General features: G+C 61.3%; 16 protein-coding genes and 1 pseudogene. 11 read left to right on the plus strand and 6 right to left on the minus strand.

Annotation, left to right across the window (positions count from 1 at the left end):
* Positions 1-255 precede the first annotated feature (255 nt).
* The 5 genes from G7Y29_RS10670 to G7Y29_RS10910 all read left to right on the plus strand — a co-directional run bounded on the left by G7Y29_RS10670 (position 256) and on the right by G7Y29_RS10910 (position 3,441).
* Positions 256-840, plus strand: coding sequence for a ParA family protein (locus G7Y29_RS10670; protein WP_165005132.1), 585 nt, complete (start codon positions 256-258; stop codon positions 838-840).
* Positions 841-1,083, plus strand: coding sequence for a hypothetical protein (locus tag G7Y29_RS10675; RefSeq protein WP_165005134.1), 243 nt, complete (start codon positions 841-843; stop codon positions 1,081-1,083).
* A gap of 242 nt (positions 1,084-1,325) precedes the next feature.
* A complete protein-coding gene (locus G7Y29_RS10680; protein ID WP_165005136.1) occupies positions 1,326-2,789 on the plus strand; it encodes a replication initiation protein in 1,464 nt (487 codons plus the stop codon).
* Positions 2,790-2,957: 168 nt separating this feature from the next.
* Positions 2,958-3,239: a ribbon-helix-helix domain-containing protein gene (locus tag G7Y29_RS10685; RefSeq protein ID WP_165005112.1), complete on the plus strand. Its 282-nt coding sequence runs from the start codon at positions 2,958-2,960 to the stop codon at positions 3,237-3,239.
* A complete protein-coding gene (locus G7Y29_RS10910) occupies positions 3,199-3,441 on the plus strand; it encodes a toxin (protein WP_165005140.1) in 243 nt (80 codons plus the stop codon). The genes G7Y29_RS10685 and G7Y29_RS10910 overlap by 41 nt, the downstream gene beginning before the upstream one ends.
* A 668-nt stretch (positions 3,442-4,109) precedes the next feature.
* On the opposite strand, the gene G7Y29_RS10690 is transcribed toward G7Y29_RS10910, so the two are convergent.
* Genes G7Y29_RS10690 through G7Y29_RS10700 form a run of 3 tightly spaced genes read right to left on the minus strand, consistent with a single transcriptional unit; the run spans position 4,110 to position 6,556 of the window.
* Positions 4,110-4,352 carry a PLDc N-terminal domain-containing protein gene (locus G7Y29_RS10690; protein ID WP_165005114.1) on the minus strand — a complete coding sequence of 81 codons (243 nt, stop codon included), beginning with the start codon at positions 4,350-4,352 and terminating at the stop codon, positions 4,110-4,112.
* Between the two features lie 60 nt (positions 4,353-4,412).
* The gene (locus G7Y29_RS10695; protein ID WP_196820224.1) at positions 4,413-5,849 is read right to left on the minus strand and encodes an FtsX-like permease family protein; all 1,437 of its coding nucleotides are present in this window, start codon (positions 5,847-5,849) and stop codon (positions 4,413-4,415) included.
* An 11-nt stretch (positions 5,850-5,860) separates the two neighbouring features.
* On the minus strand, positions 5,861-6,556 hold the full coding sequence (locus G7Y29_RS10700) for an ABC transporter ATP-binding protein (protein WP_430393291.1): 696 nt from the start codon (positions 6,554-6,556) through the stop codon (positions 5,861-5,863).
* A gap of 99 nt (positions 6,557-6,655) precedes the next feature.
* Between G7Y29_RS10700 and G7Y29_RS10705 the strand changes: the two genes are divergently transcribed.
* Positions 6,656-7,381: a sensor histidine kinase gene (locus tag G7Y29_RS10705; protein WP_165005120.1), complete on the plus strand. Its 726-nt coding sequence runs from the start codon at positions 6,656-6,658 to the stop codon at positions 7,379-7,381.
* Positions 7,378-8,055: a response regulator transcription factor gene (locus G7Y29_RS10710; RefSeq protein WP_283248428.1), complete on the plus strand. Its 678-nt coding sequence runs from the start codon at positions 7,378-7,380 to the stop codon at positions 8,053-8,055. Before G7Y29_RS10705 ends, G7Y29_RS10710 begins: the two co-directional genes overlap by 4 nt.
* Before the next feature lie 100 nt (positions 8,056-8,155).
* On the opposite strand, the gene G7Y29_RS10715 is transcribed toward G7Y29_RS10710, so the two are convergent.
* Positions 8,156-8,386 (minus strand): hypothetical protein, encoded by a 231-nt coding sequence (locus tag G7Y29_RS10715; RefSeq protein ID WP_165005122.1) that lies wholly within the window; start codon positions 8,384-8,386, stop codon positions 8,156-8,158.
* Positions 8,387-8,477: 91 nt separating this feature from the next.
* Here G7Y29_RS10715 and G7Y29_RS10915 point away from each other — a divergent pair.
* The 3 genes and pseudogenes from G7Y29_RS10915 to G7Y29_RS10730 form a co-directional block, all read left to right on the plus strand.
* Positions 8,478-8,597, plus strand: a pseudogene (locus tag G7Y29_RS10915) (LuxR C-terminal-related transcriptional regulator); the annotation flags it as partial.
* A gap of 60 nt (positions 8,598-8,657) precedes the next feature.
* Positions 8,658-9,284 carry a recombinase family protein gene (locus G7Y29_RS10725; RefSeq protein WP_165005124.1) on the plus strand — a complete coding sequence of 209 codons (627 nt, stop codon included), beginning with the start codon at positions 8,658-8,660 and terminating at the stop codon, positions 9,282-9,284.
* 361 nt (positions 9,285-9,645) lie between these two features.
* Positions 9,646-10,479, plus strand: coding sequence for a hypothetical protein (locus tag G7Y29_RS10730; RefSeq protein ID WP_165005126.1), 834 nt, complete (start codon positions 9,646-9,648; stop codon positions 10,477-10,479).
* Positions 10,480-10,779: 300 nt separating this feature from the next.
* Here the strand turns inward: G7Y29_RS10730 and G7Y29_RS10735 are convergent, their stop codons facing one another.
* Positions 10,780-11,016 carry an antitoxin gene (locus G7Y29_RS10735; RefSeq protein ID WP_165005128.1) on the minus strand — a complete coding sequence of 79 codons (237 nt, stop codon included), beginning with the start codon at positions 11,014-11,016 and terminating at the stop codon, positions 10,780-10,782.
* A gap of 52 nt (positions 11,017-11,068) precedes the next feature.
* Entirely contained in the window at positions 11,069-11,371 is a 303-nt protein-coding gene (locus G7Y29_RS10740; protein WP_196820223.1) for a ribbon-helix-helix protein, CopG family, read from the minus strand.
* 506 nt (positions 11,372-11,877) lie between these two features.
* On the opposite strand from G7Y29_RS10740, the gene mobF reads away from it, so the two are divergent.
* Positions 11,878-15,540: a MobF family relaxase gene (gene mobF / locus G7Y29_RS10745; RefSeq protein ID WP_165005130.1), complete on the plus strand. Its 3,663-nt coding sequence runs from the start codon at positions 11,878-11,880 to the stop codon at positions 15,538-15,540.
* Positions 15,541-15,795 lie beyond the last annotated feature (255 nt).

Consider the following 15,795-nt stretch of genomic DNA (forward strand, 5'->3'; position numbering starts at 1 on the left):
GGCATTAACGCTAGCGACCACGCTTGAACTCGACCTCGGGGACCTTGTTCAAGGGTTAACCCGAGGGCCGGTTAAGAAAGGCGCCATCTAGGGTCGTCAGCGTGGCGAGGTGTCCCTGCGCCTTACCCCTAAAAATATGCAGAACCATCTGTAGGGGAGGGTAATAACCCATTAAGGTAGCGCGGGCCGTTATAACGTTGTAACGTTAGCGTTGCAGCGCTACAACGTTAATTGCTGATCGGAGGCATTTTTCACATGAGAATTTCGTTCGTCCACACCAAAGGGGGTGTGGGAAAAACGACCAACTCGATCATGCTGGCGGCAGCTGCGCAGCGCCGCGGCATTAAGGTGGAAGTGTTCGACACCGACCCGCAGGGATCCGCGACGCGGTGGGCTGAGGTTGCCGAGGCTAACGGTGACCCGCTGGATTTTCCCGTCGAGCATCTCAACGCGAAACAGCTTCTTTCCCGCCCGACCAGCGATGGCTGGCAGATCGTCGACACTCCTCCCGGCCAGGCGTCCGAGATCCAGGCGGCGATTGACACAGCCGATCTCGTCATCGTCCCCACCCACCCCGCACCGCTTGACATTGACCGTGTGTGGCCCACGCTGAAAACCGTGACCCACCGCATGGCTGGAGTCCTCCTTATCGGCGTCCACGAGAGGCGACTTCTCTATCAGGACACCCGAGACATCTTCGAGGAGCAAGGAGTACCGACGTTCTACAACTTCGTCCCGGACCGCGAAGATATTAAAAACCTCTTCGGCACGAACCCCGACAACCTGTACACCTTCGACGACATCTGCACCGAGATTCTAGGGATTGGAGAAGACGACTAAATGGCCCCGAAGAGACCGAACCGTCTGGCAAGCACTCTCCCTCAAGGGACCGAGAATAGGACTCCGCCGAAAAAGGTGGCCGAGACCTTGCGGGACGCGAATGAGCCGCAGCTTGACCGCCGCACTACTATTTACCTCTCTAGCGAGACATGGAGAGAGGCGAAGATCGCCGCCCTCGACGAGGGGACGAACATCTCCCAAATCATCGAGAAACTGCTCAAAGATTACTTGACCAGCAAATAGCGTTGAGACGTTGAAACGCTAAAACGTTAAAACGTCAGCGTTATAACGCTATAATGGTTTAGCGCTACGAACCCGATATTTCTTGTCCGACCGTTTTTCAGGTCACCTGGGAACGTTGCTCCAGCTCATGAATGACAACGGTGTTATTCTGAGGCGGATCGCATAAAAATGAAGCCCGAGTCGGTTGCCGCCGACTCAGGCTTCGCTTCTCACCCAGTCAGCAGCTGGGAGAAAGCACGGCTATGACTTTACCCCATTCTGAGCATGGTTGGGCACAACCCGCCCCCACCTCGGTTGATGTCGCGGCGTTTACCCGCGAGCAGCTCGGCGGGCTTGAGGACACCCCGGCAGGGGCGACAGACCGCGACGCGTTAATTTCCCACCTGGGCCGTGACGTGCTGCATGTCAGTCGCGACCGAAACTTTGCCAAGGCCTACCGCCGCACCAAGGACGGGGTGACGGTGCCGCTGATGTGGCGCACGGACTCCGAGGAGCTGGGTAAGTTCCAGTACGCGATGCTGACCAACAAGCAGTACGCCGCCGTCCTAGTCGTTGACATCGACCAGCCCGGCACCCAGGGAGGCCACCCGATCAACCTGGCCGAGGAATTACGGGTAAAACTCTTCCAGCTCGTTTCCCGCGGTCTCGGGCCGGCGTGGGTGGGCATCAACCGCTTAAGCGGCAAAGCGCAGTGTTTGTGGCTGATTGACCCGGTCTATGCCGACGAGTCCGGTAAGTCCCCCCACATGGCGCTTCTGGCGGCGACGAGCCGGACCCTGGGCGGGTTTTTGGACCACGACCCGAACTTCGCCCACCGGTTCAGCCGCAGCCCCTTCTACACAGGCGATAGCCCAGATCGCTATATCTGGTACCGGCAGCATCACCGCATTGACCGGCTGTCAGACTTCATCAGGGAGGTACGCGAGGTGACCGACGAGCCCCAACATGTCTCCCCCCGCCAGGAGTTCTCCAGTGGGCGCGAACTCATCGAGACGGTCAAGGCACGCCGCGAGCAGGCCCAGGCCTTCCGCGCGATCGCCGACGAGATCGAAGTCGAGATGGGCGAGGAAACGGATCGCTACAACCCGGATCTCATCGACGGTGTTCTAGTGCGCTGGATCGTCCCGGGGCGTGCCGCACGCGACGAGACAGCTTTTCGCCACGCCCTGAAGACCGCCCACCGCCTGCGGGCAGCAGGGGAGCGAATGACCGATGCAGCGATCATCGACGCCTACGAGCGCGCCTACAACATCGCCCAGCGCGAAGGCGCCGACGGCAGGGCAGTGGAGATGCCCCCGATGCGCGATCGCCAGACCATGGCTAGGCGTGTGCGCGGCTATGTCACTCAGGGCAAGACCGACTCTTACGGCACACCCACCGCCCGCTACGCCACCACAAGCCAGCGCAAGGCCCTGGCCACCATGGGCCGCAGAGGAGGCAAGAAAGCCGCCAAGCGGTGGGAAACAGACCCCGAAGGGGAATACGCCCAGAACGAGCTAAAGAAGCTCCAGTCGGCAAATAAACGCCGTCGACTACGAGGGCAAAGCACCAGAGCCCGCGTGCTCAATGTGGCGATGGATACAGTCGCGCAAACTGGAAAACTTCCCTCGGGGAGAGAAATCGCTGAAGAGCTCGGTGTAACCAAGAGGACTGTGAATCTCCACCTTAAAGCTCTGCGGGAAGCGGGCCTACTGGAGATAGATTAAGTGGGAAATGCCGTAAGCAATATACGGTTCCCCTGCCCCCTGGGCAGTGTGATGCTGTTTTCCTTTTCGGTGAGACAGTAACGGGTTATAGGGGTGTTGCCGGAAACTTCTTCTAAGTGATTGAGTGAGAGGCTCGACATGCCCCCAATTCCGTAATACGATAATTGCATGCCTGTTAATATCACCGAGAAGCAGCTGAACGCCTGGGTTGCCGAGGCGGAGGATGGTTATAACGTCGATGCGCTGAAGAAGCGCGGGCGGGGGCGTCCGGGTCGTGGCCCCGAAGCTTCCCAGGTGGTTACGGTTCGTCTCACCCCGGAGGAGTTGGAGTCGCTCGACAGGATCGCCGCCGAAAAGCATCTGTCGCGTTCAGAGATGATGCGTCAGGCGATCACCGCTCTCACCGCGGCTGAGGGTGGCGGCATCCGCCACCAAGCACGGCATCAGTGAGGAAGACGGCATCCATGCCGTTTCACTTCCGACATGGGTCGCACTCCTTGACGATGATCCCGCGCAATGGCGTGAACTACGTCTCGGGTTTGACACCCACGCCCGACTTTTGGAGACTGTCGTGGTTGTCGCCTCCGACGGGGACGAATTACTGATTCATGCCATGAAAGCGCGGTCGAAATATGTCGATCTTCTTAAGTAATCGCTCGGGACACCGGTGGTTACCTAGGGAGTGCCCTTGCAAAGCACGTTGGGATAGAGAGTTTGAGCTGGTTAGAGGCGGTTTGCAGATCGCTCGGGGCACATCTGGGGCACAAGCGGCATCTGGTGTGCCTTGAGGTGCCCTGAACAGACTGTTGCCCCAGGAGTCCGAGCGGTGGGCTCGAATGGTTGCCGGGGCGTTACAGGTTTCAGTCTAGGTCTAGGTGTCATCGTCGGACTCTGTTCGCTTGCTGCGCGTTGGGCCACTGCCAGTGGACACCCAGAAGAATAGGGCCAGGACGCTACCAATCATGATGGTGATCAGGCTTCCTACGCCTCGCTTCTCTAGCAGGTTGGGGTGCGCCGCTCTCAAGCAACAAGGAAACCTAGATTGATGGCACAGTTGGCTGCCATCAGGACCGTGCCCCACAGCATGTGGGGCACGGGAACTGGACGGAAGTAAGAAGTCTGGGCGGCCCACAGCCGTGGGCCCGTCGCTCCTGGTTGAGAATCGGAGGTCTCCAGGTCCGCTTTGGCGTACTTAGAGACACGATGTCCACAACATTCACGACATACTACGACGGCCAGTGCTGGGCCGGAGTCCTCGAACGACACCATGATGGGCACGTACGAACCGTGAAGGCCACCTTGGGTGGCAGTCCCTTTCAGCTACCAGGCCGAGTGTCGGTACTTGCCCGCGATGAATACAAACCACACCAGAGGCCCTAAGAATGGAAAGCCCAGTGACGCGAGGATGAACAAGAGCTTCTCGCCGCCCGAGATTGGCGAACCCACGATGGACACGACGGCAGCGAGCCAGAAGGCCACCAGGAGAGCGGCCAGAGCGGCTACGACGATCCAGATGTGTTGTAGTTGCGCAGTCTCCAGCGAGATGCACAGCGGTTGATACATGAGCTTCTTCTCCTGATGCTGTAGTGGTCCCCGGTTAGTGGTGTTGAAGGTCTGCTCGACTCAGTCGTTGCTGCGCCTGTCGTTCTGCAGCAGTTGGTAGTGGAGTGGTGTTGAGGCGGCGACTGCGCCAGCGGCGATGGCAAGTCCGAGCAGAAGGACGGCCAGCAGATACCAGGGGGTGCCGGTCACATTCATTCCCGAGGCGATGAGTTGTTGTCGCATCGGCCAGGCAAGCGCTACACCCATGAGGCCGCCCATCGTGGCGCTGCCCATCAAGGGCAGGAGTGTCTCCAGCCACATGGTTCTGAGGGCGAATGTTCTAGGGGCTCCCATGCGCTGCAGGGCACGGCTCTGGTGCGCGCGATCGATAGTAGCAGAGGCTTGGGTGATGAGCAGGTGGGCGGCAGTGAGGAAAAATCCGGCCCCCAGGGCGATGATTCCTCCACTGACTAGGTCTGGTTGTGCCCTGTCCATGAAGGTCTGCTCGGTTCGCGTCGGGTTCTTCGCCAGGTCGTAGGAGAACGGGGCGCAGGCGAGCGAGCTCGCGATGAAGGCCAAGACAGCAATGTTGGAGGCACGTCGCCACGTCGCGCGGGGATCGTTGACGATCCGCCTGGCCGCCAGGCGAAGGGCGGCTCCGGGTGCATGTCGGGCCACGGGCCGAGTGACCAGTTGCAGCAGCCAGGGGCCGATGAGGTCCACCGCAATCAGGAAGAAGACCATGACGGCTGCGACCACGAGGAGAACAGAGGTGTTCTGTTCCACGCGGACGGTGTTCACGAACACGTAGCAGCCCAGCAGGATCGCGGGGAAGGCAGCCAGCCGCCACAGTGAGGCCCGCGGCCCCCGGGTGCGACGCGCAACACCCAGCGGGGTGATCCGCACCCGCCTCAGGCCCCACGCTGCGGCCAAGCAGTTGACGGCCACCAGAGTCACGGCAACAGCTCCCGCCCAGTCCCAGGGCAGGCTCATCTCTCCTGGCCTGACCGGCACGGCCTGGAAGGTCAGGCCCGACCACAATGGCAGGGTGGCGCGATACACGACAAAACCCACGCCGACACCCACGACTGCCTGCAACAAGGTGTCGAGCAACGCCATCCGGGTAACGTCACGAGACGAGAGCCCCAGAAGTCGCAGCGCAGCCAACCGCTGCTCACGACCTCGCGCGCCGAGTTGCGCTCCTGCGATGGCCACAGTGAACACCGAGGGCAGCACCAGGGCGCAGGCGCAACTGGCCAGACCCACATAGAAGGCCAGAACCATGTGGAAGAACGGATCCTGTGACAGCTCCTCCAGCAGTCCCGTGGGGTTCGTGTAGCGCCGGTAGAACATCCATGTTCCCCCCGCAAGGGTGAACAGGATCGTCGAACACACAGCAGCCGCCACGATTCCCGCACCGAACAGCAGCAGTTCACCGCGCTGGGTATTGAGTCTCGCGACGAGCAGCCGTGATGCGGCCGAGATCCAGCGCAAGCCGATTCCCCGGGTGTCTGACATGCGTTGGGGAGTCATCGGCCGGCCTCCGTGACGTTGTCACTGTGGACCAGGCCGTCCCTGATCTCGACGACGCGTCCACACCACCTGGCAACGCTTACGTCATGGGTGACCACCACTAGCGCGGCTCCGGCTATGCGCGCGGAGTTCGTGAGGACCTGCATCATCTCGTGTCCTGTGGACTGGTCAAGCGCGCCCGACGGTTCGTCGGCGAAGATCACCTTGGGGTCACCGGTCAGGGCGCGGGCGATGGCGACCCGTTGTGCCTGGCCACCAGACATCTCGCCCGGCAGACGATGTCTCATCTCCACGAGCCCCAGTTGCTCCAGCCGATGGTCCGCGCTGCGCAGCGCCTCAGCATGGGGTGTGCCCATCAGGGTCAATGGCAGCGCTACGTTCTCGCGAGCCGGCAGCTCAGGCAGGAGTTGCCCATCTTGGAAGACGAACCCGAAGTTGCGCAGCCGTAGATGTGAGCGTTGGTGGTCGTCGAGTGCCGCGAGGTCCGTGCCGTCAAAAAGGACCCGTCCGTGGTCGGGGTCCAGGATCCCGGACAGGCAGTGCAACAACGTCGACTTGCCCGAACCAGACGGCCCCATGATGGCAACCGTCTCCCCTTCAGAGATCGTCAGGCTCACCCCAGAAAGCGCTTGGACCGAGCCGAAGGCTTTGGTGATGTCATGCGTGGACAACAACGAATTCATGCCATCCATCAAAGTCGACCCGGCATAGGGAGACGATGGTGCAGCATCCCGAACAAAGGTAGAGCTGGCACTACCAGCGCCCTACGTCACGCATGTTAGATTGGAAGCATGCGCAGGTCGGCACCCCGTGACAGCAGGGCGAGGGAGCAGGAGGCCGCCACAAGGATCGCCGAACTGACCACCGCGCGCCGGCAGATCGTCGAGGCCTACGAAGTAGAGAGACGACGCATCGAGCGCGACCTCCACGACGGTTCCCAGCAGTACCTCGTCGCCGCGGCCATGAAGATCGGCGAAGCCCAACTGTCCGAAGCCATCCAGTACGATCTGCAAGCATCGGAGCTCATCGCCGAAGCAAAGCAGGACGTCCTGAACGCCCTGACATCCCTACGCAAGACCGTGCGGGGAATCCCCCCGGATGCACTCACCCATGATGGCCTCGAGAATGCCCTACGAGCCGTTGCCGCCAACGCACCGGTCTCGGTCACCATCACCTGCCCCCACCCACTGCCTCGCATCCCCCCGGCCGTCCTCGCCAGCGCCTACTTCTTCGCCACCGAGGCAATCACCAACGCCGTCAAACATGCTCCCCACGCCAGCGTCAACGTCTTGTTGACCGCGGGAGACTCCCTGCGCGTCTCCATCGTGGACGACGGCCCAGGAGGAGCCACCCTCACCCCCGGGCACGGCCTGACAGGAGTGCGGGAACGACTGCAGGCTTTCGGCGGAGACGTCACCGTCACCAGCCCCGACGGCGGCCCCACACACCTAATTGCCACCATCCCGCTCCTGCTCCACCGCGGTGAATCAGGCATCAACCCCACAGGAACCCCGTGAACCTCATCACCGTCGCGATCGCCGACGACTCAGCCCTGATCCGCGAAGGGCTCGCCGCCATGCTGCAACGCTACGGATTCGTCGTGGTCTGCCAAGAAGGGCGAGCCGATTCCCTGCGGCAGTCCATTGACCACCTCGCCCACCAGCAACAGCTCCCCCAGCTACTGATTACCGACGTGCGAATGCCCCCAACCATGAGCAACGACGGACTGGTCGCAGCCCTGGAACTCCGCCAACGACACCCCGAACTGTCACTGGTCGTCCTGAGTCAATACATCCTGCCGACTTATGCCCAACAACTCTTCGGCACCGCCAGCGCCAGCGGGACCGGGTACCTCCTGAAGGACAAGATCAGCGAAGTCAGAGAGTTCATCCACTCCCTCCACGTCATTGCCGACGGCGGAGTGGTCATCGACCCGGAAGCAGCCAAGGCGATGGTGACTACCGGCCGCTCCAGAATGGCCGAGCTCACCGAACGGGAACACGAAGTCCTCGAACTCATGGCCACCGGGATGTCCAACAACGACATTGCCCAACAGCTCTTCATCTCTCCCGCCGCAGTGTCCAAACATGTAGCCAACATCTTCGCCAAACTAGGGCTTTCGCCGAGCCAGGAGAACAGACGCGTCCGCGCCATCCTGCGTTACCTGTCAGAAGTGCGCCCCTGGACCTAAGTACCCACTATGCGCCATGACACATCCACAGGCTCTCTGCCCGGACGTCGAGTCGTCGAAGGCGCCCAGCCTCCCGCACAGTGACAGCCCCGGTACACCACTATGCCGCCTGCATCGCCGTTAACCCGTGGACGGGGACCCTCTTCTCGATCAACGCACTGGCATGCACCTCCGCGTCCGCCAGCGCCTCGGTTCCGGAGCACAATTTCACCTGAACGGGGACAACCAGATCGGTCACCGCCGACTCTCGTGCCCGGTGCTGCTGCAACCGCGCCACCGGAGCCTCGTAAATTGCTCGCCTCGCTGCCACCCGTTCCTGCTGACGTCCCATCGACCTTTGCCCCTTCTGAACCACCGGGGCGAAGACCCCGGACCGTCGCGAGGTAGCGGCGTGAGGATCGGCAGTCCCGAGCGATCAGGAACGGGAGGTCTGTGTCACTGTATCCCGAGGTCTATCGAACGTGAAGATCGCCCGGCACCTGTACCTGTCGGATGCCACCGTCAAAACCCGCCGTGCACTCATCTTTTCGAAGCCCATCTGAGGCATACCCTAAGTGAACAGTTCTGAATTACAACTTCTCCCTGTTCGCTAAGGTTGGATTATGTCTAACGGAACAGAACCGTCACTACCTCTAGAGATTGACGAACACCAGGATGTCGTTGTGGGGCAGAAAGTCGGCTACGCCCGAGTGAGTTCCATGGAACAGAACCTGGACCGCCAACTCGATCAACTCCGCGCGGCCGGCGCGTCGCAGATCTACAAGGAGAAGATCAGCGGATCGACGCGGCACCGTCCACAACTGGAGGAGGTACTGCGGTATCTACGTAAAGGCGATCAGCTCATTGTCACGAGCATGGATCGCCTCGCGCGCTCATTGGTGGACCTGCACACGATTATCGAGGACCTTGTGGGACGCGGGGTCTCGGTGCGATTTCTGCGCGAGGGGCAGACCTATTCGGCGAAGGCGGACCCGGTCGCCAAGTTGATGCTGGGGCTTATGGGCAGTGTCGCCGAGTTCGAGCGCTCCATCATTAAGGAGCGTCAGGCCGAGGGGATTGCCCGGGCGAAAGCGCGCGGGGTTTACAAGGGTCGGGCAAAGGCGCTCACCGATGCCCAGGTGGCTCAGGCCCGGGGGTGGGTGGCTGACGGCATACCGAAGGCGGAAGTCGCCCGCCGGCTCAGTATCGGGCGGACGACGCTCTACAAATATCTCGAAAAGGAAAGGTGAAGGTGGAAATTGGAAAGTCGCACCATTGCCGGTTTTCCGCTTCCTCCCCCGCCCCATCCTTAAAGCCTCTGCGGGGTTAGCGGTATCCGGGTCCAACCTCTAGGCGGCGATCATGTCTCTCGCTGCCGTGCGGCGTCACCCCCGTTGGGGATGTTGATATGTGCGATTAGATATCTTCTACCTGCACTTTTAGGGTACGTAACAAGAATCTGAACTTGTATCGAAATATGTGTGTTTACATGTGTTGTCACATGTATGTATAACTGTGTTGTGCCGAGCGGTTAAGGCCTCAATCTCAGACCGCCCGGCACATGTAAGCCCCGCTAAAAGGGGACCGTTTTCCAAGTCCTAAGGAGGACTCGTGTCGAACTTTATCACTGCCAATCAGGCTGCCCGCCAGCTTGCTGATGGCTTCGAACTCCAGGCGGGAGTACGCCCTTCGATCACCGCGAGCAAGGTGGAAGTCCTTGTCCGCACGGGCGTTCTCGAGAATGTAAACCCGTCGGGCAACCGCATTCTTCTCTCCCGCGATCAGGTCGCAGAATTCCTCGACAACACGACCTACGTGCCGGATTATGAGGCGTTCGGGATTCAAGACCCGATTTTCCGCGTCAGTGTGGTGGAGCAACGCAGTAACCCTGTCTACGACTTGTCGGGAAATCTACTGCGCGAGTACAGCGGTTTCGACTACGCCAACAGGGATGGTCTCTCCGAGGAGGAGCAGCGGGGAGGCTTTGAGGGTGCGTGGAGCATCTCGGACGAAAATGCCGAGTTCCTCGTAGAAACCAACGGCTACTTACTGCCGACCACGAAGGGGTATGTCCGGGCTGACAATATCCGCCGGATCGTAGATTATTGCCTCATCGAGGGATCTCCGCGCAAGTTCTTCCATACTGAGGCGCTCGATGAGAATGATCCGTTCTACGCCGACGCCGCCACTGGCTTCATCATTGACGTCGCCCCGGGCCGAGAGAGCGGAATCGACTTCGATCCCGTTGTCGAGGAGGATATCGACGAGGACATCGAGCAGGAAGGCATCACACAGGAGGATGTTTCTGATTCTGAGGAGGGGGCTGATCTCTCTCTTGAGAACCTTATTGAGCTCAAGATGGAACAGATCAGGCAACTCGATGAACTGATCGCGAGGAAGGAGGCAGAGGAAGAGTTTAAGGGCCAAGTCGAGGACGACGCGTAGCCATGGGGGGTACAGTGGCCCGCCCCGCGGAAGGGCGGGCCACTGCTTGTGGCGCTGGGGAGCTGATTGCAAGGCTGCCCTGCTCCCAGGGTGGTTAATAAAGACAGCAAGCTGTCGGCTTGAACTAGGCGTCGTAAACGGTGAGCTGATGAGCGCGTGGGGGAGGGTCGGCGTAGTTAGCTTCCGTCTGCTGTGCTGCTTCTGTGCAGGAGAAGTTTTCGGGTTAGGCTCCCAAGTGACGATCCCCCATCGTCACTTGAACTCCGGTGCATCCCCCCGATTAGTAATGCCGGGGCTTTCCTATGCCTTTCGGCGCAGGGCCCGGGCGGGTGCTTCGGCTTTCTCGGTTTCTTGGGTGGAGGTCTCTAACGCGTTGGTGAGGCGGCGTTGTTGGGAGCCGTCGAGACTGTCCCATTCTTCGGCGAGGATGGAGATGATGCGGGCGAGCGCGCGCTCGCCCGAGCTAAGCGAGGTGTCTTCGGGGGTGTAGCGCGGCAGTTGGATGTCGCGGAAGATATCGCTGATGGGTCGTGTCATGGTTTCACTCTTTCACATGGGGTGGACATGGGGGCGGGGGCAGTGAACGCGTCTAGGCGGTGTCTTTGTCGTAGCGTTTTCGGCGGTCGTTCTTGAGTGCGTCTTCCATGAGCCCGAGGGTGATCTCCTCGAAGGCGTCTTTGATCGCGAGTTCCTCGAAGTCGGCGGCGACTTGTTCCCAGTGCATGCGCTCGAGGGAGGGAAGTGCGGCCCATAGGGCCATGCGTAGGTAGGTGCCTCGGCTACGGCCGGTGCGTTCGGCGAGTGTGTCGAGGCGGTCGATCAGTTCTGGCTCCAGGCGCACAGAGACTACGGGTCCGCGTCCGACCCAGCCGTGTTGTTTTCTCGTTGCCATTGCAGGCGTGTCCTTTCTCCGAGAGTTCGCGTGCCAGCAGTTTCGATTCAGTGTAAACACTGTTTACACTGCGCCCCGGACATGGGGTGGTGGAAGAAACGATTGCTTGTGAGTCCCCTCCCCGACCCGGTGTAAACATTGTTTACTCTGGGCCGACTTCTCTTCTTGTGGGGTGCGCGTTGAAGTGCGATCGACCGTGTCCCGGTTGTCGGTGCAGTCATTGGGGGCTAGTTGTCGACGCGGGGTTGTGGAGGTGTGTGTGCCCCGCCAACTCTTTCCGGCCCTGGGTAATGGGGAGTGCTCACATTCGCCGCGTGCGTGAGATGCTCCGCTGTAGCGGTTCATGGCCGTTCTTACTCGTAGGTTTTGGATGTTGCCGCTCTGCGGCTAGCGAGCTGGCCAGCCGTAGTGTGGCCCTCCGTCATCTCGCTACAGGATCCTAGATGGCTACACACAGTATGCACTTTTAGTGAAAATGGAAAAATGGTCGGTTAGACTGCACAATCATGATGTCGTTTCGTGCCGTTCACGCCGGCAGCGGGTACCAGTACCTGCTGCGGTCTGTGGCGACGAATGACGCGCATGATGAGTCGATAGAGGAGGGGACACTGTCCTCGTACTATCAGGCGAAGGGCACCCCTCCGGGGCGTTGGATTGGTCGCGGGTTGGCGGCGCTTGGGTCGGAGACTGCTGCCGTCGGGGTGGAAATTGAGGCGGATCAGATGGAGTCGCTCTACGGGTTGGGCTACCACCCGGACACGCACCGGATGTTGTGGGAGGGCAAGCGTCTCGACGAGTGCAAGCTTGGCGGGAAGTTTCCGCTCTACACCAATGACATCCCGGTGCTCAACGAGTTGCGCGCGGCGGAGCGTGAGTTTGTTGCGGACAGTGGGCGGCTTCCAACGGAGGATGAGCGCACCGGCATGGCTGTTTCGGTGGGTCGGCGGCACTATGTGGAGGCGACGGGGTGGGTCGACGCGCCGGATAAAGATGTGGTTGATTGGGTAAACCAGCAACGCAGTCAGGTCAAGCAAGCGGTGGCCGGGTTCGACTTAACTTTTTCACCGGCGAAGTCGATCTCGGTGTTGTGGGCGCTCGCCGATGAGTCCACCGCGAACAAAATTGCGGCGTGCCACCATGAAGCAGTTGCCGAGGTTTTGGCGTGGGCGGAGGAGAACACGGTGCGCACCCGGATGGGTGCGGGTGGGCTGGCACAGGTGAAAACTGGCGGCATTATCGCCTCGGAGTTCACCCACTTTGACACCCGCGCGGGTGATCCTGATCTTCATTCGCACGTGCTCGTGTCGAACAAGGTGCAGGGCCCGGATGGGAAGTGGCGCACGCTCGATTCGCGCGCGATGTTTAAAAACCACCAGACGTTATCGGCGCGTTATGACGCGATTTTGCAGGAGATTTTGACGCGCAAACTTGGCCTTGGGTTCACTGCCAGCCCGCGCGGTGCGGGTGTGGAGCCGGTCTGGGAAGTCGCCGGTGTGCCGGAGGATTTGATCGAGGCGTTCTCGAAACGACGCACAATGGCCCGTCCTGTGTATGACACTTTGGTGCGCGACTACGTGGCTTTGCACGGCCACCAGCCCGACAAGCGGACGCAAAAGCGGCTGTGGCAGTCGGCGATTTTGGACACGAGGGACGGGAAAAAACCCGCCGAATCTCTCGCGGATCTCCGCGAGTCCTGGCGCGCTGGCGTCGAGCAGATGGACGGCGGCGCCGAGCTTTTAGAATCGGTTCACGCCGTGATCGGCGGGGCGCACAACGACGACCGCCCGGAGTTTTTCACTCAGGGAGCCATCGACGATGACGCCCTGGACGTGCATGCGCGCGGGGTGGTTGATCGCATGATCCGCAAGCGTTCCTACTTCGCCGACCACCACGTCACCGCCGCGGTTGCGAGCTACCTGAAGGCGTTTCGTTTCGCCGATGGGGAAGAAACTCAGCGCGCTATCGCGCAGCTTTCCGAGCGCATTGTCAGCTCGCACCTGATTGAGATCACGCCCTGGGGTGCGGGAAATCTTCCCGAGAAACTGCGCAACGACAACGGGGACGCTGTCGACCGCCACCTTGACTACCGCAAGTACACCACGCCGGAGATCCTTGCCCAGGAGGACAAAGTTCTCGCCGCGGTCGTCGAACCTGTGCCCGTGTTCGCCGAGTCCGCGGCGATCGATAAGGCGGTCGCTGCGTTTGAAAAGGACAACGGTTTCTCGCTGAATTCCGGGCAGGTTGAGCTCGCGCGGCACCTGCTGTTGTCCGGCACGGTGGCCGCTTGTGGTGTCGGCCCGGCGGGCACCGGCAAGACAACATCCATGCAGATCGTGGCGCGGGTGTGGGCCGACCACGGCCACAACGTCATTGGGTGTGCCCCGTCGGCCGCGGCCGCTTCTGTGCTTTCCGAGGAGCTCGGCATCGAAGCAAACACCATCGACTCTCTGACGTTTACCTGGCGTGGACGCAACCCGGACAAGCCCGCCGGTGACCTGTCCGCACTGCCCGTGCAGATCAATCCGGGCGACATGTTGCTTGTCGACGAGTCCGGCATGGCGACTACAGACAACCTTGCCGCCCTGGTGGAAATTGCCGGAGCGGCCGGGGCGATCGTGCGGTTTGTGGGGGATCCGCACCAGCTCGACGCGGTGGGAACCGGTGGGCTGTATGCGACGATGTGTCGCTACAACAAGGCCGCGGAGTTGACCGACGTGATGCGTTTTTCCCACGGCAACGACACCGAACAGGCCGACGCATCGCTTGCTGTTCGTCGCGGTGATACCGCCGCCGCCGAGTTCTACTTTGCCCGTGGTTGGGTCACCGGCGGCACGCGCGAGGCAATGCTCGCCGATGCCGCCGAAGCGTATCTGGCCGACACCGCGAAGGGACGCTCCTCTCTCGTGGTGGCGTCGACCAACGCTGATGTGTCCGTGCTCAACGAAATGATCCGCGCCCACCACATCGACACCGGAGACGTGGATACCTCCCGTGAGGTCGCACTGTCCCAGGGTGATGTGGCGGGTCTGGGAGATGTGATCATCGCCCGGCACAACCAGCGCCTCGACAACCCGGACAGGCCGAATCAGGCCGGGGAGAAGGTGATCAACGGCCAGCTTTTCCGCGTCATCGACCTCACCGACGACGGCGGTATCGTCGCCGGAGATCTCGCAACCGGCCAGGTCTACCACCTGCCCGCAGACTACGTTCGCGCCCACACCCACCTCGGGTATGCGGCGACGGTGCACCGCTCGCAAGGCGCGACGGTGGATACCACCCACCTGGTCGTTGACTCCGCGACGAGCCGCAGCGCCCTCTACGTCGGGCTGACTCGCGGGCGTTATGAGAACCGTGTCTATGCGGTCACGGACGACGCTTTGGACGAATTTGAGGAGTACGGCCACGAGCACTCCGCCGGAAACTCGCCTGGCCTGACAGATAAAGATGTGTTTATGCGTGCCATCGCGCGTGATACGCGCCAGCGCTCGGCGGCCGACATCCGCGCAGAAGCAGAAGCCTACGCGGACAGCAAGGAACGCCTCGCCAAGCTCTACCGCTACGGAGTGGATGTGGCCACGAGTGACTTCATTGACCGTCACCTCGACGCATGGTGGGACCGTCTCGACGCTGACGCCGCAGCCATACTGACTGATGAAGGACGCATGAAAGTCCGCACAGCGTGGCGTGATCTTCTCGCTGCCGGCCACGACCCCCGGGACTTTATGGCCACCGCCGTGTTCAACCTCGGCCAGGTCGACGAGGCCGGAGCCGTCATCGCGTGGCGGCTGCGCGACACCCTGGCCAACGTCGCCGGGGAAGACCCCGGCCTACTGGCCCCGCCGCCGGTTACCCGCGGCGCCGACGCGGAGCTCGGGGCGTGGCTGCGCGAAACCTACGACCGTCTGGCGCACTGGCCTGAGGACACCGCCGATGAGGACACTGCTGGCGAGGGGATTGTCCCCGAGAACCTGACTCCTGCTGAGCGTCTGCGCCTGCAAGCTGGAAAGGCGCTGGCCGCTCCGGCGGCGGGGCACCGTGGGAAGGGTGCCGTTGCTGATTTGGACCCGCTTGCGCGGCTCGCCGCGCAGCGCGCGGGCCGGGCGCCAGCCGGCACGGCAGACCAATTCCCCCCGAGAGAACAGGCCTCCGAGAACACCCCCGAACTATAACCCGTTGCTACAACGTCAACTCATTAGAGGCGTGCGGGCTGTAGCCCAGATCCGCAGAGGCGGCAGCCCCCAACCGCCCCTGCTCTGTTAGCGCGTCCGCGGGGAGGGAACATCCCCCCCCTACCCTGATCGAAAACGGTGCGTGAGGGGACTCAATTCATAGATATCAAGCGACAGCGAGTTCGCGTGCTAAGTTCATGTATTCAGGCATAACGGCGTTAGGGTCGAAATCTTGATCCCAGGCGAAGCTGATAC

Origin of the sequence: Corynebacterium qintianiae, from assembly GCF_011038645.2 — a bacterium.
GTDB classification, from domain to species: domain Bacteria; phylum Actinomycetota; class Actinomycetes; order Mycobacteriales; family Mycobacteriaceae; genus Corynebacterium; species Corynebacterium qintianiae.

Excerpts from the sequence above, each read along its gene's own strand:
- G7Y29_RS10690 (WP_165005114.1), bottom strand. The coding sequence starts at position 4,352 with ATGTATCAACCGCTGTGCATCTCGCTGGAGACTGCGCAACTACAACAC.
- G7Y29_RS10695 (WP_196820224.1), bottom strand. The coding sequence starts at position 5,849 with ATGTCAGACACCCGGGGAATCGGCTTGCGCTGGATCTCGGCCGCATCA.
- G7Y29_RS10670 (WP_165005132.1), top strand. The coding sequence starts at position 256 with ATGAGAATTTCGTTCGTCCACACCAAAGGGGGTGTGGGAAAAACGACC.
- G7Y29_RS10725 (WP_165005124.1), top strand. The coding sequence starts at position 8,658 with ATGTCTAACGGAACAGAACCGTCACTACCTCTAGAGATTGACGAACAC.
- G7Y29_RS10675 (WP_165005134.1), top strand. The coding sequence starts at position 841 with ATGGCCCCGAAGAGACCGAACCGTCTGGCAAGCACTCTCCCTCAAGGG.
- G7Y29_RS10685 (WP_165005112.1), top strand. The coding sequence starts at position 2,958 with ATGCCTGTTAATATCACCGAGAAGCAGCTGAACGCCTGGGTTGCCGAG.
- G7Y29_RS10735 (WP_165005128.1), bottom strand. The coding sequence starts at position 11,016 with ATGACACGACCCATCAGCGATATCTTCCGCGACATCCAACTGCCGCGC.
- G7Y29_RS10680 (WP_165005136.1), top strand. The coding sequence starts at position 1,326 with ATGACTTTACCCCATTCTGAGCATGGTTGGGCACAACCCGCCCCCACC.
- G7Y29_RS10700 (WP_430393291.1), bottom strand. The coding sequence starts at position 6,556 with ATGGATGGCATGAATTCGTTGTTGTCCACGCATGACATCACCAAAGCC.
- G7Y29_RS10705 (WP_165005120.1), top strand. The coding sequence starts at position 6,656 with ATGCGCAGGTCGGCACCCCGTGACAGCAGGGCGAGGGAGCAGGAGGCC.
- G7Y29_RS10715 (WP_165005122.1), bottom strand. The coding sequence starts at position 8,386 with ATGGGACGTCAGCAGGAACGGGTGGCAGCGAGGCGAGCAATTTACGAG.
- mobF (WP_165005130.1), top strand. The coding sequence starts at position 11,878 with ATGATGTCGTTTCGTGCCGTTCACGCCGGCAGCGGGTACCAGTACCTG.
- G7Y29_RS10740 (WP_196820223.1), bottom strand. The coding sequence starts at position 11,371 with ATGGCAACGAGAAAACAACACGGCTGGGTCGGACGCGGACCCGTAGTC.